The following is an 18,613-nucleotide window of genomic DNA, read 5'->3' as shown; positions in this document are numbered from 1 at the left end:
TCGTATCAAACTAGTTGGCAAAACCTCTTGGATTTGCTTTTTGTTTTACGAAATCGTTAGAAGAGTTGTTGGTGTCTTCTAAGATCTTACGTCCGTTTACAATCGATTTCACTTTACGGTAAACCGCTTGTGAGTTATAAGCTGCATCACAGTTAACAGATGAAGCATCGATTTGTGATTGTAGCATTTTTGGACGTTGGCTACTTGGGTTATAGTGTTGTAATTCTACACCGTCGATGATTTTATTATTCGGAATCTGAACAAAGAATTTTGTTGTATTGGTGATCGAAGCAATAGACGGATCCGGGAAATTCTGGTAACTGTTTAAATCGTCTCCACGGAAAATCACAAAACTGTCACGGCCTAAGTTATCCATAAGGAAATCTTTGTTCGGACTGCTGTATCCTTGTCTTCCCCAATAGGCAATTTCCATATCGGTTACGGCCGGATTCTGAATGTCAAAACGGTATACGTCTTCTCCAAGTGCTAAACGGTAATCTCCTAAATACACTTCAAAATCAGCCGTGCTTAAATCTACGGTTAATTCCGGATTTTGTACGGTAAGTGGTTCACCACTGTTGTCAACTAAAGGCGATTTGTGGTTGATTCCGGTTTGTGCAATCACGATGCTCTCACCCGGTAAAATAGGGTAGGTTGTTCCCGAACCCGGAATACGGATCACATAATCAGCATATACATAATCGGTATTCGCCGATGAACCAGCCGTCATTCCTAACGATTTACTCCAATCAAACTGACCACTTGCTAAAGTATAAGAAGCTGCAGTCGTAGACGTTTTACCATATAACTGTCCGATACATAAACCATCCGCATAGATCGTTTCGTTCGAGTTGTTATAGATTTCAATAAACTGATCTCTAAAAACCGCACCTTGTTGCGCATGTGAGCCAGCGTAATAGATTTGTTTGATCACTAAATCACCAATACGAACGGTTTTTAATTTCAGTTCCGTAGCGTTTACATTAGCGTTGATGATCACTTGTTCTTGTGCACCATTAAACAACACGGTTGGTGTTTCCGGAGTATATCCGAATTGCGTGCTAAATTCCGAACTGGTTAACGACTTGGTAGCTGTAATATTATAGGTTCCCGGGATTACAGAAGGAAAATTGGCAATACCATTGGTTCCGGATTCGATAGTATAGGTATCGCCGGTATTGGTATTGGTTAAAATTACCGAACCACCGATAACCGATTGTCCGTTAAAAGTGATAGGATCGTATTTAAGATTTACCGAAAAGTTTACCGGTTGTAGTCCGTTATTAGCATTGCCGAAATCATCATCCGAACAGGATGTGAAGGCTAATGCTGCACTGAGTAATACAAGAAATTTTTTCATGTAAGGGGGATTATAAATTAATTATTAAAATTGATATTCGATTTTGGTTCCGAAGGATAGTTGTACCATTCCTGATTTCGGACGTTTTGTCTGTACTCCGTTATCAATTACATCTTCGGTTTGTTTTAAGTCCAGAAAGTTGTTGGAGTAGAATGAAAAACGGAAACCGTTTTTAAAATCTTTCGATACCCGTAAGTGGAAATTGTGATACACTTTTTGAAGGGATCGGTCGATTAATGCATTGTTTTGCGCTAATAACGGTAATAACGGATGCGTATCTCTTTCGGCTTCCGGGATAATTATTTTGTTCAGGTTTTCATCGATATAGGCATATAAACGGTTACCACTTCTATAATTGGTATTATCAATGATAAAATGCTCGCTTCGAACAGCAATTATCAATCCCACTTTTGGAAGGTGATAATTGACATTCGCGCCTAATCGGAAGCTTTTAGAATTTTCGTCGTACGGCTTTAAAACGGCCATTTTTTCCAGCCTTGGTGTCGTACTGGCGATACGCTCGAAAGAATCGCGGGTATCGGTATTAACCGTTTCGATATAACTTCCCTGAATATCGAAGGTGATATTTTTAAACGGTGTTTTTTCAAAACTCATAAAAAATTCCAATCCCCGGTCTTTCGATTCGAATTTATTGACCAAACGACTTTGTAAATAATAGAAAGGTGTATAACCCGTTACCTGATAGGTTGGTGTTTGTGTACCGTTAAACTGTATGTCAAGTACGGCCATATCGCGTACACTTGGGATACCTTCATTGGTAATTCCGTCGTACATTTTGTTGTAAAAACCGGTGAAATTCAGGTTTCCGAATGGTAATTTATAATCAAATCCCAATTCGGTACGCATACTTTTAGTCGGTTTCAGATCTTTATTATTCGGATAATCGATAAACGTCTGTACGATTCCAAGGTTATAATAACCCGGATAACGATAATCGCCCAAAACGGCATCATAGTAGCGCGGACCAGTATAAATCTGGTTTAATGAAGGCGCTTTCGAAGTAATTCCGAAACCACCGCGAATCTTAAATTTATCGTATTGATAATAACTGTTAATACGCGGTGCCAGTGTTGTAAAACCAAATTGATTATCCAAACGCACACCGGTATTCATATAAAAAGTACTGTTTTCCCAGTTTCGGGTGATATTGTCCTCGGCGTATAGCGAAAACTGGTATTCGGCGCGGATGTTTTCACCATAATTATATGGTCGGAATCCCTGACCGGAACCACCGTTTGTCGAGGCAAAAGCACTGATCATCGTTTCCGGACTTCCCAAACGCCCGCGTCCTTTGTTATCGCTGGTTCGGAAAGAAGTACCGAATAATAACGAATGCGACCAATCGCCGGTGTTAAATGTTTTGTATAAATCGGCCGACGCAAAAGAGGAAATCGGAATACCTTCTACCGCTTTAACGGATGTATAGCTCGGTAGGGTATAAGTTCCGGAATAAACACCTTCTTCAGTACTGGTTCCGACAATACTACCACCAATATTCACAAACTTGGATTCGTATGTTAGTTGATCACTATATCTGAAATTCGCGTTGATATCCAGATTATCGAAAAAACTGTTTTCACTGAATTTCCATTTAAAACGATTGGAAACGGAAAGGTCTTTCTTTTTGTTTTTTACAATTTTATTATCGGTATCTTCTTCTTCGTAATTCACATTATCGTTATTAAAACCATAATCCACCGAAAAAGAGTTGCGGATGTTTTTACTTTTACTTGACCAGCTCCACATTAAATTCGTGGTAATCCGTTCGTATTCGGTATAGGAAACACGTGGTTCGGCATTCGATTTTAAATAATTCACCGTAAGGTTAACAAAACCGATTTTATCGTTCACTTTAAAACCTTTGGCAAAACCATATTCGGTTGTTCCGTCGCGTAGGGAAGTATAGACGCGATATGGAGATTTACCGGCTTTTTGTTCGATTTTGATCAAACCGGATGTCAGATCACCGTATTTAGCTGAGGGAACCCCCTGTACGACTTCCACTTTCTCAATATTATCCACCGGAATTTCCCGTAAATCAGCACCGTAATTGGCATTGGAAAAATAACCGTTAAATCCGGACGACGACGACGGATCGCCAAAGCCAAGGAAGTTAGGAGAGAAAGGCGGACCGTAATTCCCGCCATAGGACTGCATATTTTCGTTATTCGAAATTGGAATACCGTCGACAACAATAGCGGTTCCAAATGATTTATTTCCAAAACCGGTATTAGCAGCGGTAGAAGGGCGTACTGTACGGAAAGCGATTGGCTTGAATTCGTTTAATGTAAAATTGGTAATGGCTTGTCCGGGTAATTGCTCCAGTACTTCGTTTAATGAAAATGCCTGTACCTGTTCGATAACCTCTCGGCCAATGGTAATTTCGGAGAATTTTTTTCCTTTACGAGCCGTAACGACCACTTCATCCAGACGTAAATCCTGTTTTTGAAGGAAAACAACAATCTTTGTATTTAGATTTTCTTTTTTATAGTTTAAGGTGGCTTCCTGTTTTCCTAATAATCTAAAGGTAATACTTACTTCTTTAGTATTGGGCATACGCAACTGGAATGTGCCCGTTTCGTCGGTAATTGCCCAATCATTGGTTTCGGGATTTACAACAAATACACTTGGTAACGGTTCTTTGGTATCACGATCGAAAACCTGTCCGTTAATATGTTTTTGTGCCACTACAGTTTGGAAGGCGAGTAGTATAATGACGTATAATAACCTCACTTTATTTTGGTTTTTTTAGTGGCACAAAAATACTATCATTATTTTATTTAGACTAATAACAAATAATTTTTTTATAGTTTATGTCTTTTTTTAAAATAATTAACAGGTAAAAATGAGCTTTTGTAGTTTTTTGGGGTAAAAAGAGTGAATAGTTTAAGTATATAGCAATATGTTTTTTATTTTATAATTGTTAATTTTAAGATTTAAAGGTAAAATGTTAAAAATCATAAAAATAAACGGTATGAATGAGATATGATGTATATTTGTATATACAAATATTGTATAGTAATGAATAGGCTGGATTTTATTAAAACAATAATAGGAGGAGCAGGTATGGCAACATTATATCCGTTTTATAACTGGACACAAGATTTAAAGGAAGAAGATGTAAAACTTCCGGTTTTGTTTATCGGACATGGTTCGCCGATGAATGGTATTGAAGACAACGAATTTTCGCAAACCTGGGCCAAAATGGGAAAAGATATTCCAAAACCCAAAGCGGTTTTGGTTATTTCGGCACACTGGCTTACCCGGGGAACGCATATTACAGCGATGAACCATCCCAAAACGATTCACGATTTCGGAGGATTTCCACAGGCGTTGTTCGATGTACAATATCCGGCTCCCGGTAGTCCGGAATTGGCCAAAGCTACTGCCGGACTGGTAACGACGACCGATGTCGGATTGGATCACGATTGGGGATTGGATCACGGAACCTGGACGGTAGTACGGCATATGTATCCCAATGCAGATATTCCCGTTTTGCAATTGAGTATCGATTATAACAAGCCACCACAATATCATTATGAACTGGCTAAGCAATTGGCGGTTCTCCGTAAAAAAGGTGTTTTGATCATTGGAAGCGGTAACATGGTGCATAACCTGAGAATGGTGGCCTGGGACAAACTGGCCGAACCGGAATACGGTTACGATTGGGCTGTGGAAATGAATACGCTTTTTAAAGCCAAAATCACTGATGGTGATCATCAAGCATTGATTGCTTATGAAAACCTGAATAAAGCCGCAAAACTGGCTATTCCAACACCGGATCATTATTATCCGTTGTTGTATACATTGGGATTACAGGATAGTAACGATCCGACCACGTTTTTTAACGATAAAGCTGTTGGCGGTTCGCTAACGATGACGTCGGTTAAAATAGGCATATAAAAAAACTCCGGTAGTTCATTCTACCGGAGTTTTTTATTATTCGTCGCTTTCTTCTTTACTGAATTTGAAAGGGTAATCACCAAAATGCGGTGCCAGCTTTTTGGTCTGATACGTCTTATGGGTGTATTTATTGGAAAGGGCAATGATGGAAACCGTGTCTTTTCGGAGGGTTACCAAAGAGGAAGTGTTTCCATGCCACCAACCGTTATGGAAAAAGTATTTCTGACCGGTTTCGAATTCCAACATACGCACGCCTAATCCGTAGTTTCGGGTTCCTTTGCGTTCATAACTATAGCCTTTAAACATTTCGGCTTTCATCTCCTGACTTAAAAAATCGTTGTTATAGGTCGCGATATCAAATTTTAAAAGATCACGCGGTGTAGAATAAATATTTTTATCGCCATATACCTGATCCAGAAATTCAAAGGCCAGACGAAGGTAATTTCCTTTATACGACTGACTCACTTCGTCTTTCTTTTTCAGATCGTCAAAAACAAACGTATGGGTCATTCCCAGCGGTTCAAAGATCATTTCCTTCATGACTGTCGGATACTTTTTTCCGGTTACTTTTTCAATGATCAACGCTAGTAAAGCATAGTTTGTATTACAATATCCGAAACGGGTACCCGGCTGGGATTCCAAGCCCACGTTTTTGGTAGCCAGAAGGGTTAGTACATCCTGATTGGTTAAGGTTTTTTTCTTGTCCCAAACGCCTTTATCAGCGGTAAAATAAGCATAGTTACGCAATCCGCTACGGTGGTTTAACAACATCCGTACCGTGGTTTTTTCATACGGAAACTCAGGGAGATAATTTTTAACAGGTAGGTCGAATTTGATTTTTTCTTCTTCGGCCAGTTTCATTACGGCAACGGCCGTGATCATTTTACTCACCGAAGCAATATGAATCGGAGTGTCTTCGGTTATTTTATTACCTTTTTCCTTATAGGCATAACCACTATAATTTTCGTAAATAATCTGACCGTTTTTGGCCACCAAAAAACCACCGCTATAATCGTTAGCGTTATAGTGTTTGTTATAAAAGCGCTCCACAAAAGCTTTGTTATCCGAAATAAAACGAGTGGAAACCTTAGGTAATTTAATCGAAAAATCGCCTGCTAGTAAGGCTGTATCGTTAGGGTTATTGTCAGAATCTCGGGAATTATCTTTTTTATTGCAGGCAACTAATAATAATATAGAAAATAGGGGGATATATTGTCTCAGTTTCATTGAATGCGTTTCGGGGTAAAATTTTAGTAAAAGGCAAATATAAATAACACATAGTATTTATAAAATGCATTGGGGAATTATTTCTGTTAAAATTTTCCGCTAAAACAGATTCTGAAAGCCATCAAAAAAGGACTGTCTACTTTAAAAACAGTCCTTTTGTAGTCCTTTTTTGATGTATTATTTACAATCCCAGCTTTTTACGGGTATCTTTTTGTAAGGCATCTTTATGAACCAAAACTGAAATCGATTTTAGTTTCATATACGGAACGCTCATATAAACATAACCACCGTTGGCAACACGATTCGGATCGGTACCCCAGGAGTTTTTCACTTTATAATAGATGTTTCCTTTTTGGTCTTTTACTTTTCCGACAATATGCATCAGGTGATCATCCTGAGTTGCTAAATTCTCAAATTCTGCCTGACGGTATTCCGGTGTAATGACTTTTTCCGGTTTGATTTCGGTTAAAATAGTTTTGGTATCGGCATCATCACCAGGAATCACAGCAACACCATATTTTCCGGAGAAAGTAGGTTCGCTCACGTCACAATCCAGTTCCACGGTAAAACCATTGGCCAGTGCATTGTCGATATTGGCGATATATTCTTCCAATGGAAGGTTGTAAAAACTACCGTTCGAAAAATTATCCGGAACATTTAGGATAAACGTCCCGTAATTGGGTGTATGGGTAAACGAAGTAATCGTAACATAGTCTTTCGGGTTGATTTTGGTCATCGCCTGAAAGCTTTTTGGGGTGTATTTTTTACCTTCGTAAGTAAACTCCGTTACGTTTTTACCGATATAAATATCCAGCATCGCTTCGATCGCTTTTTTCCAGTTAGGCGATAATTTTTTACCCGGATTTTCAGCATAGGTTTTTAACATACTTTCCATTACGGCTACCATTTCGGCGTGGTTAAAGGTTTCGGATGTTCCGTTAAGTCCTGTAAAAACGCTATTTGGAACCAAACCGTAATCGGCTACACTATTGATCACATCATGTGCCAATCCGCCTTCTCCAAATTGCGCTTTGCCCTGACGCATAATATAGTTGTCCGCTTTTTTAGGATAGGTATTGCGTACCTGATACATTTCGGATAAATCGATTTTCTTTCCGGTTAAACGAATCACTTCCGATTCCAGAAAAGAAGAAGTAGAAAAACTCCAGCAGGTTCCAGTGTTACCCTGACTGATTACCGGTAAGGCCTCTAGGTCGGTAACGGTTTGAAACTCATATTTTTGAGCCTGAGCTGAAAAAATTAAACCCAGTAAGGCTGCCGAAACAAAAATCTTTTTCATTGTATTATAATTTTTTTGGAAGTGCAAGATAATGCAAAAAATGATTTATTTTTACGCTAAAATTTAAAAATATGAGTACGATAAACTGGCAGACTGTTCGGGAATTCGAAGACATAACCTATAAAAAATGCAATGGGGTAGCCCGAATTGCCTTTAATCGTCCGGATGTGCGCAATGCCTTCCGTCCGAAAACAACAAGTGAATTATATCAGGCTTTCTACGATGCACAGGAAGATACCTCTATTGGTGTCGTATTATTGTCGGCTGAAGGACCTTCGTCTAAAGACGGTGTTTATTCATTTTGCAGTGGTGGTGATCAAAAAGCAAGAGGACACCAGGGCTATGTTGGAGAAGATGGCATGCACCGTTTAAACATTCTGGAAGTACAGCGATTGATCCGTTTTATGCCAAAAGCCGTTATTGCCGTAGTACCGGGATGGGCTGTAGGTGGCGGACATAGTTTACACGTGGTTTGCGACCTGACACTGGCGAGTAAAGAACACGCCATTTTTAAACAAACCGATGCCGATGTAACCAGTTTTGACGGTGGATACGGATCGGCGTACCTGGCCAAAATGGTCGGACAGAAAAAAGCAAGAGAAATTTTCTTTTTAGGGCGTAATTATTCGGCTCAGGAAGCTTTTGAAATGGGAATGGTTAATGCCGTAATTCCGCATGCGGAACTGGAAGATACCGCTTATGAATGGGCACAGGAAATTTTAGCAAAATCGCCAACGTCTATCAAGATGTTGAAATTTGCAATGAACCTTACTGACGACGGAATGGTTGGACAACAGGTATTTGCCGGTGAGGCGACACGTTTGGCCTATATGACCGATGAAGCGGTAGAAGGAAGAAATGCCTTTTTGGAAAAACGCAAACCAAACTTCGAAAAGAAATGGATTCCATAATGGATAGCTTATAATACAATTGGCATTCGGATGCCGTAAAAGAGTAGGAGTTTCTCCTACTTTTTTATGTAATAATAATTGAAACACTATAAAAATCGTTCGGAACAAATTCCTATTTTTGAAACTATAAAAATGAATGCCGACCGAAACACAACTACTATGGAATCGTTTACCAATACCAGTATTGACACCAGTCAGTTACCGCGATTTGAAGCGGTTGACTTTGAACCGCTACAGGCCGACTATAAAAAAGTGATCTTTTTTAATACCGCTGTTTTTGCCTTGATCCTGATCGGAATTTTGGGGGCGTTTCTGCTGATCAACCCGGATATGGTTTTTGGAACCGTATTATTAATAGGTATTTTGGCGATTGTATTTGTTATTATGATGACGCTGGTAATTGCCTTGGTTTCTTTTCATAAAAAAGGATTTGCCTTTCGGCAGCATGATGTCTTGTTTAAAAGCGGTGTAGTTGCCACAACCATAACTGTGATCCCCTATAATCGGGTGCAACACGTGGCGTTACACGAAGGACCGGTTTCCCGGAAGCTGGATCTGGCAACGATCGAAATTTTTACGGCCGGAGGTAGCGGGAGCGATATTCGTATTGCCGGACTCCGAAAAGAACAGGCCGATCGGATCAAACAATTGATCATGGCCAAATTAATCGAAGAAATACCGCCGATTGCATCTGAAAACAAAGAGGTTCCACCGGTAAAACTTACGGAAGATGAACTTTAACGAACCACAACGCCAATCACTCGTCGGAATCCTGGTTATGTTTACGGATACGTTTCAACGTATCGTACGCGGACTATGGCCGATTTTGGTGATTTGGCTTTTTAAATTTAACGAACTCAATAAAGCACTGGTTGTTTCGGGAATTGTCGGACTATTTGTGTTTGTCGCCATTGTAGCCTATTTGCAATACCGGAATTTTACTTTTTATATAGACGATCAGAACAATGAGTTTGTCATCCATAAAGGCGTATTAAACAAAACCAGAATTGCGATCAAACTGCAAAAAATCCAACAGGTAACAATCAACCAATCGTTTATACAGAAACTGATTGGCGTTTATGCATTGGATGTCGATACGGCCGGAACGCAGAAAAAAGAAGCCGTAATCCGGGCTGTTTCGCATCAATTGGCACAGGCTTTAAAAATGCGTTTGCTGGAAGGTGAAAAAAACAACGAATCGGAAACCACCGTCGCTACGGAACAAACCACACCATTTATCAAAATCAGTTTTTCCAGTTTGTTTAAGATTGGAATTACCTCGAATTACCTCCGCAGTTTTGCGCTATTAATCGCCTTTTTTGGAACCATTTACGAAAATGTACAAAGCTATATGCGGGCAAATGAAATCGATGGTGAAAAATTTGATGCCTATGTAGATCAAGGACTTGCGATGTATTCCATCACGATTTTGATTGTCATTCTTTTGGGAGTACTGTTATTCTTAAACCTCGGACGAACGATTATTAAATATTTCGATTTTAAAATCACCCGGCAACATCAGTCGTTGTTATTGTCGTATGGATTATTGAATACCAAAAATACGATCATCCGCCCGGAAAAAGTACAGATCGTTTCCACCAGTCGGAATTACCTGCAAAAGAAAATGGACACGCTTACGCTAAAAATCCGACAAGCTTCCGGGAATGCCGATCAGGAGGAAAACGACAAACAGGCGATTACCATTCCGGGATGTTCCGAAGCCGAACGCGATCGTATCATGGCATTGCTGTTTCATAAAATTCCGGAACAGGGCGTTGCTTTGTTACCGAATATCAGACGATTGATCGTAGGAGGGATCCTGTACCTGTTTGGCCCGATGTTGATTTTGTTTTTATTGTATGAATTTACCGTGTTACCTATAGCGGAATACCTTATTTTTGTACCGGTATATATAACCTTTACCGGTTTGTTATTGTATTTTGGTTTTCGAAACAACCGTTTGTTTGTCACCGACGAATTTATCATCTGTAGAAAAGGCGTCTGGGATATCGAACACCAGATTATCGAACCACATAAAATACAAGCCATCCGTACGAGTCAGTTGTTCTGGCATAAAAATGCCGATATTGGAAGTATTACCCTGTATACGGCCGGAGGAACGATTTCCTTCCATTTAGGGGATTTTTCAAAAATAAAAGAACTGGTAAATGTATGGCTTTATCAGGTGGAAACCGCACCGAAAGGTTGGATGTGACAACAAGAGAAAAGAATAAAGAGAAAAGAATAAAGAAAATACTATGAGTGCCAAAATCTGGCTGGAAGCCGCACGATTGAGAACCCTTCCGTTATCCATTTCCGGAATATTGGTAGGAAGTTTTTATGCATATAAACACTATTCGGACAGTCCGAATTACTGGATTATTTTTGGTTTGGCGTTTCTGACAACCTTAGGACTACAGGTGCTTTCGAACTTTGCCAATGATTATGGCGATGGTGTAAAAGGAACCGATAATAAAGATCGAATCGGTCCGCAGCGCGCCATACAAAGTGGTGCGATCACACCTGAGCAGATGAAAAAAGGAATCATTATGGTGTCGGTAGCCACTTTAATCATTGCAATAACGCTAATTTATGCGTCGTTTGGCAGTGACAATTTCGGATTTTCCTTGTTTTTCTTTGTCCTGGGATTAGCGGCGATTACGGCAGCGATTAAATATACCGTTGGGAAATCGGCCTACGGTTACAGAGGATTGGGTGACCTGTTTGTATTTATCTTCTTCGGATTGGTGAGCGTACTCGGAACCAATTTCCTGTATGCCCAATCGTTAGATCTGAAGTTGTTTTTACCGGCGATAAGTGTCGGTTTACTAAGTGTAGCAGTACTGAATCTAAACAATATGCGCGATCGCGAATCCGATATCAAATCCGGAAAAAACACATTAGTCGTAAAAATCGGCGCTCAAAATGCTAAACGTTACCATATCGGTATTGTGCTACTTGCCATGCTATTGGGATTGGTATTTGCGATCTGGTCTGACTTTGAATGGAAACAGTACCTTTTTGTAGTGGCCTATATTCCGCTTTTAAAACATCTGAAAACAGTTATCGATAATAAAGATCCGAAAGCATTGGATCCCGAACTGAAAAAAGTAGCTTTAAGTACGTTTCTTTTTTCCGTTTTACTATCTGTAGTATTAACTTTTTAAACGACAAACTATGAAAATTACATTTTACGGACATGCTTGTTTGGGAATTGAAGTAAGAGGAAAACACCTTTTGGTAGATCCGTTTATTTCCGGAAATCCGAAAGCAGCCCATATTGATATCAATACGATAAAAGCCGATTATATTTTACTAACGCATGCGCATAATGATCATACGTTGGATGTGGAAGCGATTGCTACCAGAACCAATGCCGTAATCGTTTCGAACTACGAAATTGCCTCGCATTATGGAAACAAAGGGTTTCAATACCACCCGATGAATCATGGCGGAAGCTGGAAATTCGATTTTGGAACGGTAAAATATGTGAACGCAATTCATACCAGTTCTTTTGGTGACGGAAGTTATGGTGGTCAGCCGGGCGGATTTGTAATCGAAGGCGAACACAAAAATATCTATATTGCCGGCGATACCGCACTGACAATGGATATGAAACTGATTCCGATGCGTACCAAACTGGATTTGGCTATTCTGCCAATCGGAAGTAACTTTACGATGGATGTGGATGATGCGATTATTGCATCCGATTTTGTAGCCTGTGATAAAGTATTGGGCTATCATTTCGATACGTTCGGTTATATTGAAATTAATCATGAGGAAGCGATCCGTAAATTCTTTAACCGGGGAAAAGACCTGATGCTACTCGAAATCGGAGCTTCTATTGATCTTTAAAGATAAAAGAAGAAAGACGAAAGAATAAAGAGAAAAGAAAACAGATACAAATAAGATTTATGGAAGGAAACCAATTGCCGACTGTAAATCTTATTTTAATTTAAAACCATCCGGCTATGTCCGAAGCCATAGTACAAGCAACGTATCAAAAATACACCTTAGAGTTTAAAAGACCTTCCGGGACTTCCAGAGGTATATTAACCGAAAAAGAAACCTGGTTTATTATCCTTAAAAAAGGGGGTAAAACCGGAATAGGCGAGTGTGGAATCTTACGAAGTCTGAGTATCGACGACCGACCGGATTATGAAGAAAAACTCCGTTGGACCTGCGAAAATATCCATTTGGGTGAAAAGGCACTGTGGGAACACTTATTAGAATTCCCGTCCATTCAATTTGGATTGGAAATGGCCTTCCGATCACTGGAAGCTGCCGATCCGTTTGTGTTGTTTCCGTCTGATTTTACCCGTTCAGAAAAAAACATTCCGATTAACGGTTTGGTATGGATGGGCGACGAAGCCTATATGAAACAACAGATCGAAGAAAAACTGGAACAGGGATTCCGATGTATCAAACTTAAAATCGGAGCCATCGATTTTCAGGCGGAAATCGACTTGCTGGCTTTTATCCGTAGTAATTTTGATCCGGAAACCATTGAAATCCGTGTGGATGCTAATGGCGCTTTTAAAAAAGAAGACGCTTTGGAGAAACTCGAAAAACTTTCGGAATTTAGCTTACACAGTATTGAACAACCCATCCGACAAGGGAATATAGCTGCCATGGCACAATTGTGTGGTGAAACGCCATTACCGATTGCCCTGGATGAAGAGCTAATCGGTATTTTTACAAAAACCGAAAAAGAAAGGCTACTGCAAACCATTCGTCCGCAATACATTATTTTAAAACCGAGCCTGATTGGCGGATTCCGCGGTACACAGGAATGGATTGATCTGGCCGAAAAAGAACATATTGGTTGGTGGATTACCTCGGCTTTGGAAAGCAATATCGGCTTAAATGCGATAGCGCAATGGACCTATACACTACAAAATAAAATGCCCCAGGGACTGGGGACAGGTGGTCTTTATACCAATAATTTTGATTGCCCGCTGATAGTGGCAGCAGGGTATTTGGGATATCAGGCCGGTGCCAATTGGAATATTACGGCCTTGACGCTTTAATTATTTGCGATTGATATAGCGTCGTTTTTTATTGATATAAAAACTGATATAAGAACCCACCATGATTATGGCAATGATCACGGTGAGCAGGATAATTAATGATTTGAACAACTCAGTTGTAAAATCCAGATCATCGAAATAGAAATACAACTGTGTAAAGGAGTAAATCGCCATAAAAAAGTAAATAACGGATAGAGATCTTGCCTTCATTTTAGTATTGTTTTACATATAGAGGCAAATGTAGCCGATCCCTTAATACCAAAATAGGGGAAAAACCCGGTATTTTTTATAAATAAATGCATAACGTGTTTTTTAACACCTGCATTTATTTAGGCGCTCTTTTTGATAATTTAACGATTTACCGACTTTTAATTATCTATATTTGTCTGTTTTTTTCTTAATATATGATCAAAAAATACTTTATTCTCCTGATTTTGTCCAGTATCAGTATCTACGGGCAGGGAGAAGCGAACAACTGGTTTTTTGGCAATGGTGCCGGCCTTCATTTTGACGCTAACGGAAATGTAACCTCACTTCCCAACGGACAGATTTTTACAACGGAAGGTTGCAGCTCAATTTCCAGTGCCAGTGGCGATTTATTATTTTATACCGACGGTCGTACGGTTTGGGATCGCAATCATGTTAAAATGCCCAATGGCGATTATTTTGCCGGCCGGGGTTTATTTGGAGATCCATCCAGTACCCAATCGGGTATCATTATTCCAAAACCGGGAAATCCGGATGTCTATTATATTTTTACGGTAGATGAACCACACCATGAAAATGCAGCGACCTATCCGAACCGTAATACAGCAGTAACAATGGATGAAGACGACGGTTTTAATAACGGTTTTAATTACTCCATTGTAAACCTTTCGGTAGTAGGTAACAACGGAAGTATTGGAAATGTAACCACCCGAAACACCCACCTGATTACGTATGATCCGAATCCAAACGGTGAGGAAATCAAATACAAATGTTCCGAAAAAATTACAGCTGTTAGAGATGGTTCCGGTGGCTATTGGGTAATCACTCATTTTGTAAATCGTTTTTATGCCTTCCGGATTACTTCGACCGGTGTAGGACAAACCCCGGTTGTATCGACTTTAGAACCTTATATTTCGACAGCGGGTTACCGACGTAATGCAATTGGCTATTTAAAAGCCTCACCTAATGGCGAAAAACTAGCCATTGCCCATTCCCAAAACGGATCGCTTACCGGAGGAACAGAGAATAACGGATCGGTTTATTTATACGACTTCGATCGAAATACCGGTATGGTTTCCAATCCATTGGCAGTAAAAACGATGGTAAATCCTTATGGTGTAGAGTTTTCGGCACAGTCGAAAAAATTATATGCCACTATGCGAACCGATAATGGAAATGTTCTGATGCAGTTCGATCTGGAACAAAGCAATATTCCGGCTTCAGGAACAGTAGTCGGTGGTATTGGCAGTACGGGTGCCTTACAATTAGGGCCGAATAAAAAAATATACTTTTCGAATGTTAGTTCGGCTACTTTAGGTGTTATTAATGATCCGGAAGAATCGGGTTTTCAGTGTGACTTTGTTCCCAATGGCGTTACGTTGGCCAATGGTTTCGCTACCTTAGGATTACCGCCTTTTATAACATCGGTGTTTAACCCGAGTTTTCAGGTAGCGAATACCTGTCTGGGTGATACGACGACATTTACGTTACCACCATCTTTTTTAAATCAGGCCAATTCAGGTACCTTAACCTGGGATTTTGGGGATGGTTCTCCGACATCAAGTGTAACGGAGCCGACACACGTTTATGCTACAGTCGGAAATTACCAGGTAACACTAACCATTACGGTAAACGGGGAAAGTTCTTCCACGACACAAAATGTTATGATACAGGAAGTACCGAATGCTTTTCCGGCGACTGACCTGCATTTATGCGATACGGATAGTGATGGACAAATGGCAATCGATTTGCAACAACAGGATAATGCAATCTTAAACGGACAAAGCGCGACTACTTTTGAAGTGCGCTATTTTACGTCTGCAACAGATGCAGCTTCCAATACCAATGCGGTAAATGCAGCGGCTTTCCAGAATACAACAGCGACGTTTACCATTTATGCGCGCGTTCAAAACCGAAACAATGCGGCTTGTTATGCGTTGACTGATTTTGATGTAACGGTAACACCAAAACCACAGATTGTTAGTGCGGCCGATTATGTGCTATGTGACGATGCTACTGCCAATGGTATACAAATGTTTACTTTACCAACACGAGTAGCCGGTATATTGGGAACGCAAAATGCCGCAGATTACAACATCAGTTTTCATTTAAACCAGACACAAGCCGATACAAAATCCAATCCGTTACCGGATAATTATACGAATACGATTCCTAATGATCAGGAAATTTTTATCCGTATTGAAAACAAAATCAATCCGAATTGTTATACTACGGCAAGTATGCATTTAAAAGTAAATGCCTTACCGGTAGCAACTCCGGCCATTCTGGTACAATGTGATTTCGGTTTAAATCCGGATGGATTAACAACTTTTAACCTGACGGAAGCCAATGCGACACTTACCAATGGTAATGCCAGCCTCACGACTGTATTCTTTAACAATGCGACTGATGAAGCCAGTAATACCAATCCGTTAGCAACTAGCTTTACCAATACTACCAATCCGCAAATGCTAACGGTACGTGTAACCGATACAACGACCGGTTGTTATACGACCACGACACTGGAATTACAGGTAACGCTCACACCAACACAACGTTTTGAACTAAATACCTGTTCGGATACGGCTTATGCTGCTTTTACCTTAACAGACACCGGGCTGGAAGCACCCGGGACCGATGTAGCTTATTATGCCACCCTTACGGATGCCTTACTGGAACAAAACGAGTTGAATACCACTTTTACGAATACCATTCCTACCACTCAGTTTATTTACGCCCGTATCGAGACAAATAACGATTGTAACGGATTACACGAAATAAAACTAAACGTACGACCACTTCCTCCGGTTGCCAATGACTTTGCTTCGATATTATGTGCACATACGTCAATACTGTTATCTGCCGGAATTGCCGATGCCACCCGTTACGATTTCCTATGGTCCAACGGAGCCACAACACCGCTTTTGTCGGTAAATACAGCGGGAACCTATACCGTAAAAGTAACCGACAAAGTATACGGATGTTCGGCTACGCGTACGATTACGGTAATTGCTTCGGATGTCGCGGTGATCACTGCTGTAGAAGTAAATGATTTATCGGATAACGATAATAATACTGTAGCCGTATATGCAACAGGAACTAGTGATCATTATGTTTATGCTTTGGATGATGAAGAAGGACCGTATCAGGACAGTAATTTTTTCGCGAATGTAGAAGCGGGCGTTCATACGGTATATGTAAAAGATTTCCACGGTTGCGGAACGGTTAAAAAACGTATCGCCGTATTGGGAATTCCGAAATTCTTTACACCAAATGGTGATGGCTATAACGATTTATGGCGTATCAAAGGCGCGACAATAAGTCCTTATAAAGATGCCATCGTAACGATCTTCGACCGATACGGAAAGCTGGTATACCAAATGAAAGCATCCGGTGGATGGGACGGAATCTATAACCGGGAACCCTTACCGTCTACCGATTACTGGTATGTATTGGTTTTGCCGGACGGAAGGGAAGTCAAAGGGCATTTTAGCTTAAAACGATAATAAAAAAGGGGTGTTTGCATTTTTGCGACAACCCTTTTTTTAACCTGCCAGGTTTTTTATTAGTCTCAAAGGCCTGTCAGGTTTTAAATTTAATCCTTGAAAAGTGCAACCACGCGTGCCGGTGCAGCAGAACCACCCACAATTTTAAGAGGGAAAACGGCAATGTCAAAACCGGTATAGGGTAAAGCATCCAGATTGACCAGCTGTTCGATATGGCAATATTCTTTTTCGTATCCAACCAGGTGGGCTTCCCAGAATAGATCACGATTATTTTCCTTTTTGGCTTGTTTGATCAGATAGTGTAGTGGTAAATCCCAACCCCATTGATCGATTCCCATAACTTTAATTCCCTGATCGATAAGCCAGCGTGTGGCTTCGGCACTCATTCCGGTTCCTATTTCGTGAAACTTTTCGGTTCCGTTATAAATATCCCGACCGGTTTTAATCAGCACGATCATATTGGGTTCCAGTGTAAGCTGATGTTGTGTAAGAAACGATTGAATATCCTCGGTTGTAATCGGATCAAAATCGGCTTTGTGTTTCATATCGATTACGATACCTTTTCCATAACACCATTCCAATGGAATCTGATCAATTGTTTTGGCGGGCTTCCCTTCGCAGGTAGGCGCATAATGCCAGGGTGCATCAATATGGGTGGTAGCGTGTACGCCCATTGATTTAATAGTATCATCGGCCCAACCCGAAAAATGCTGTGGAAACAGTCGGCTTGGTAAACCTAAAAAGCGAATCAGTAGTTTCGACTTTCGATGCGGTTTGTGTTGGATCCGGACTTTCATAAACCAGGGATCTTTTTTATTATACTGAATAGGCTTGGATAAATCGATAATCTTCATGGTGCATAGTGCTATTATAATGAATAGTGCAAAAATATGTTTTAAAATAATTTGTGTTATACGTTTTTAAATTCAAAGTAAAAAATGACTCTGTTATCTGCAAAATAGTCTGGAAGCGAAGCGTATTACAGTGCGTTTTTGAGAGTAGAAGGACATTTATAGGAGTAAACATTGCCCGAAAAAAAAACGAATAAATGCAATTTAGCTACGCTTTTGTGTTAAAAAGCTACGTTTGATAATTTCTCGATATTGTGATTATTTTTTATTTTATATTTGGAAACTTTTATTAATAAA

The 18,613-nt window shown here is 40.1% G+C and carries 14 protein-coding genes; 8 read left to right on the top strand and 6 right to left on the bottom strand.

The window, feature by feature from the left end; translation table 11 throughout:
• Positions 1 to 10: 10 nt before the first annotated feature.
• Both ABFU83_RS06860 and ABFU83_RS06855 read right to left on the bottom strand, forming a co-directional pair.
• On the bottom strand, positions 11 to 1,360 hold the full coding sequence (locus ABFU83_RS06860; protein WP_347069806.1) for a DUF4876 domain-containing protein: 1,350 nt from the start codon (positions 1,358 to 1,360) through the stop codon (positions 11 to 13).
• A 24-nt stretch (positions 1,361 to 1,384) separates the two neighbouring features.
• Positions 1,385 to 4,114 carry a TonB-dependent receptor gene (locus tag ABFU83_RS06855; RefSeq protein ID WP_347069805.1) on the bottom strand — a complete coding sequence of 910 codons (2,730 nt, stop codon included), beginning with the start codon at positions 4,112 to 4,114 and terminating at the stop codon, positions 1,385 to 1,387.
• A gap of 333 nt (positions 4,115 to 4,447) precedes the next feature.
• On the opposite strand from ABFU83_RS06855, the gene ygiD reads away from it, so the two are divergent.
• Positions 4,448 to 5,284, top strand: a complete 837-nt coding sequence (ygiD, locus tag ABFU83_RS06850; protein ID WP_347069804.1) for a 4,5-DOPA dioxygenase extradiol — start codon at positions 4,448 to 4,450, stop codon at positions 5,282 to 5,284.
• A 36-nt stretch (positions 5,285 to 5,320) separates the two neighbouring features.
• Here ygiD and ABFU83_RS06845 read toward each other — a convergent pair whose 3' ends face one another.
• Positions 5,321 to 6,511 (bottom strand): serine hydrolase domain-containing protein, encoded by a 1,191-nt coding sequence (locus ABFU83_RS06845; protein WP_347069803.1) that lies wholly within the window; start codon positions 6,509 to 6,511, stop codon positions 5,321 to 5,323.
• Positions 6,512 to 6,692: 181 nt separating this feature from the next.
• Positions 6,693 to 7,811, bottom strand: coding sequence for a C1 family peptidase (locus ABFU83_RS06840; RefSeq protein ID WP_347069802.1), 1,119 nt, complete (start codon positions 7,809 to 7,811; stop codon positions 6,693 to 6,695).
• A 71-nt stretch (positions 7,812 to 7,882) separates the two neighbouring features.
• On the opposite strand from ABFU83_RS06840, the gene ABFU83_RS06835 reads away from it, so the two are divergent.
• The 6 genes from ABFU83_RS06835 to ABFU83_RS06810 all read left to right on the top strand — a co-directional run bounded on the left by ABFU83_RS06835 (position 7,883) and on the right by ABFU83_RS06810 (position 13,752).
• Positions 7,883 to 8,722 carry a 1,4-dihydroxy-2-naphthoyl-CoA synthase gene (locus ABFU83_RS06835; protein WP_136401765.1) on the top strand — a complete coding sequence of 280 codons (840 nt, stop codon included), beginning with the start codon at positions 7,883 to 7,885 and terminating at the stop codon, positions 8,720 to 8,722.
• A 132-nt stretch (positions 8,723 to 8,854) separates the two neighbouring features.
• Positions 8,855 to 9,463 carry a PH domain-containing protein gene (locus ABFU83_RS06830; protein ID WP_347069801.1) on the top strand — a complete coding sequence of 203 codons (609 nt, stop codon included), beginning with the start codon at positions 8,855 to 8,857 and terminating at the stop codon, positions 9,461 to 9,463.
• Positions 9,453 to 10,937: a PH domain-containing protein gene (locus ABFU83_RS06825; protein ID WP_347069800.1), complete on the top strand. Its 1,485-nt coding sequence runs from the start codon at positions 9,453 to 9,455 to the stop codon at positions 10,935 to 10,937. Before ABFU83_RS06830 ends, ABFU83_RS06825 begins: the two co-directional genes overlap by 11 nt.
• Positions 10,938 to 10,980: 43 nt before the next feature.
• Positions 10,981 to 11,889 (top strand): 1,4-dihydroxy-2-naphthoate polyprenyltransferase, encoded by a 909-nt coding sequence (locus ABFU83_RS06820; protein WP_347069799.1) that lies wholly within the window; start codon positions 10,981 to 10,983, stop codon positions 11,887 to 11,889.
• 10 nt (positions 11,890 to 11,899) lie between these two features.
• Entirely contained in the window at positions 11,900 to 12,577 is a 678-nt protein-coding gene (locus ABFU83_RS06815; protein WP_347069798.1) for a metal-dependent hydrolase, read from the top strand.
• Between the two features lie 116 nt (positions 12,578 to 12,693).
• Positions 12,694 to 13,752, top strand: a complete 1,059-nt coding sequence (locus ABFU83_RS06810; RefSeq protein WP_347069797.1) for an o-succinylbenzoate synthase — start codon at positions 12,694 to 12,696, stop codon at positions 13,750 to 13,752.
• Here ABFU83_RS06810 and ABFU83_RS06805 read toward each other — a convergent pair whose 3' ends face one another.
• Positions 13,753 to 13,962, bottom strand: coding sequence for a hypothetical protein (locus ABFU83_RS06805; protein ID WP_347069796.1), 210 nt, complete (start codon positions 13,960 to 13,962; stop codon positions 13,753 to 13,755).
• A gap of 194 nt (positions 13,963 to 14,156) precedes the next feature.
• On the opposite strand from ABFU83_RS06805, the gene ABFU83_RS06800 reads away from it, so the two are divergent.
• Positions 14,157 to 17,465: a T9SS type B sorting domain-containing protein gene (locus ABFU83_RS06800; protein WP_347069795.1), complete on the top strand. Its 3,309-nt coding sequence runs from the start codon at positions 14,157 to 14,159 to the stop codon at positions 17,463 to 17,465.
• A gap of 89 nt (positions 17,466 to 17,554) precedes the next feature.
• Here ABFU83_RS06800 and ABFU83_RS06795 read toward each other — a convergent pair whose 3' ends face one another.
• On the bottom strand, positions 17,555 to 18,319 hold the full coding sequence (locus ABFU83_RS06795) for a cyclase family protein (RefSeq protein WP_347069794.1): 765 nt from the start codon (positions 18,317 to 18,319) through the stop codon (positions 17,555 to 17,557).
• Positions 18,320 to 18,613 lie beyond the last annotated feature (294 nt).

The sequence above is a fragment of the Flavobacterium sp. WV_118_3 genome, from assembly GCF_039778605.1.
Taxonomy (GTDB): domain Bacteria; phylum Bacteroidota; class Bacteroidia; order Flavobacteriales; family Flavobacteriaceae; genus Flavobacterium.
Note: the sequence above shows the minus strand (reverse complement) of the source record. Positions and strands in the feature narration are given on the sequence as shown.

Excerpts from the sequence above, each read along its gene's own strand:
- ygiD (WP_347069804.1), top strand. The coding sequence starts at position 4,448 with ATGGCAACATTATATCCGTTTTATAACTGGACACAAGATTTAAAGGAA.
- ABFU83_RS06800 (WP_347069795.1), top strand. The coding sequence starts at position 14,157 with ATGATCAAAAAATACTTTATTCTCCTGATTTTGTCCAGTATCAGTATC.
- ABFU83_RS06830 (WP_347069801.1), top strand. The coding sequence starts at position 8,855 with ATGAATGCCGACCGAAACACAACTACTATGGAATCGTTTACCAATACC.
- ABFU83_RS06815 (WP_347069798.1), top strand. The coding sequence starts at position 11,900 with ATGAAAATTACATTTTACGGACATGCTTGTTTGGGAATTGAAGTAAGA.
- ABFU83_RS06795 (WP_347069794.1), bottom strand. The coding sequence starts at position 18,319 with ATGAAGATTATCGATTTATCCAAGCCTATTCAGTATAATAAAAAAGAT.
- ABFU83_RS06835 (WP_136401765.1), top strand. The coding sequence starts at position 7,883 with ATGAGTACGATAAACTGGCAGACTGTTCGGGAATTCGAAGACATAACC.
- ABFU83_RS06840 (WP_347069802.1), bottom strand. The coding sequence starts at position 7,811 with ATGAAAAAGATTTTTGTTTCGGCAGCCTTACTGGGTTTAATTTTTTCA.
- ABFU83_RS06820 (WP_347069799.1), top strand. The coding sequence starts at position 10,981 with ATGAGTGCCAAAATCTGGCTGGAAGCCGCACGATTGAGAACCCTTCCG.
- ABFU83_RS06810 (WP_347069797.1), top strand. The coding sequence starts at position 12,694 with ATGTCCGAAGCCATAGTACAAGCAACGTATCAAAAATACACCTTAGAG.
- ABFU83_RS06845 (WP_347069803.1), bottom strand. The coding sequence starts at position 6,511 with ATGAAACTGAGACAATATATCCCCCTATTTTCTATATTATTATTAGTT.
- ABFU83_RS06805 (WP_347069796.1), bottom strand. The coding sequence starts at position 13,962 with ATGAAGGCAAGATCTCTATCCGTTATTTACTTTTTTATGGCGATTTAC.
- ABFU83_RS06860 (WP_347069806.1), bottom strand. The coding sequence starts at position 1,360 with ATGAAAAAATTTCTTGTATTACTCAGTGCAGCATTAGCCTTCACATCC.
- ABFU83_RS06825 (WP_347069800.1), top strand. The coding sequence starts at position 9,453 with ATGAACTTTAACGAACCACAACGCCAATCACTCGTCGGAATCCTGGTT.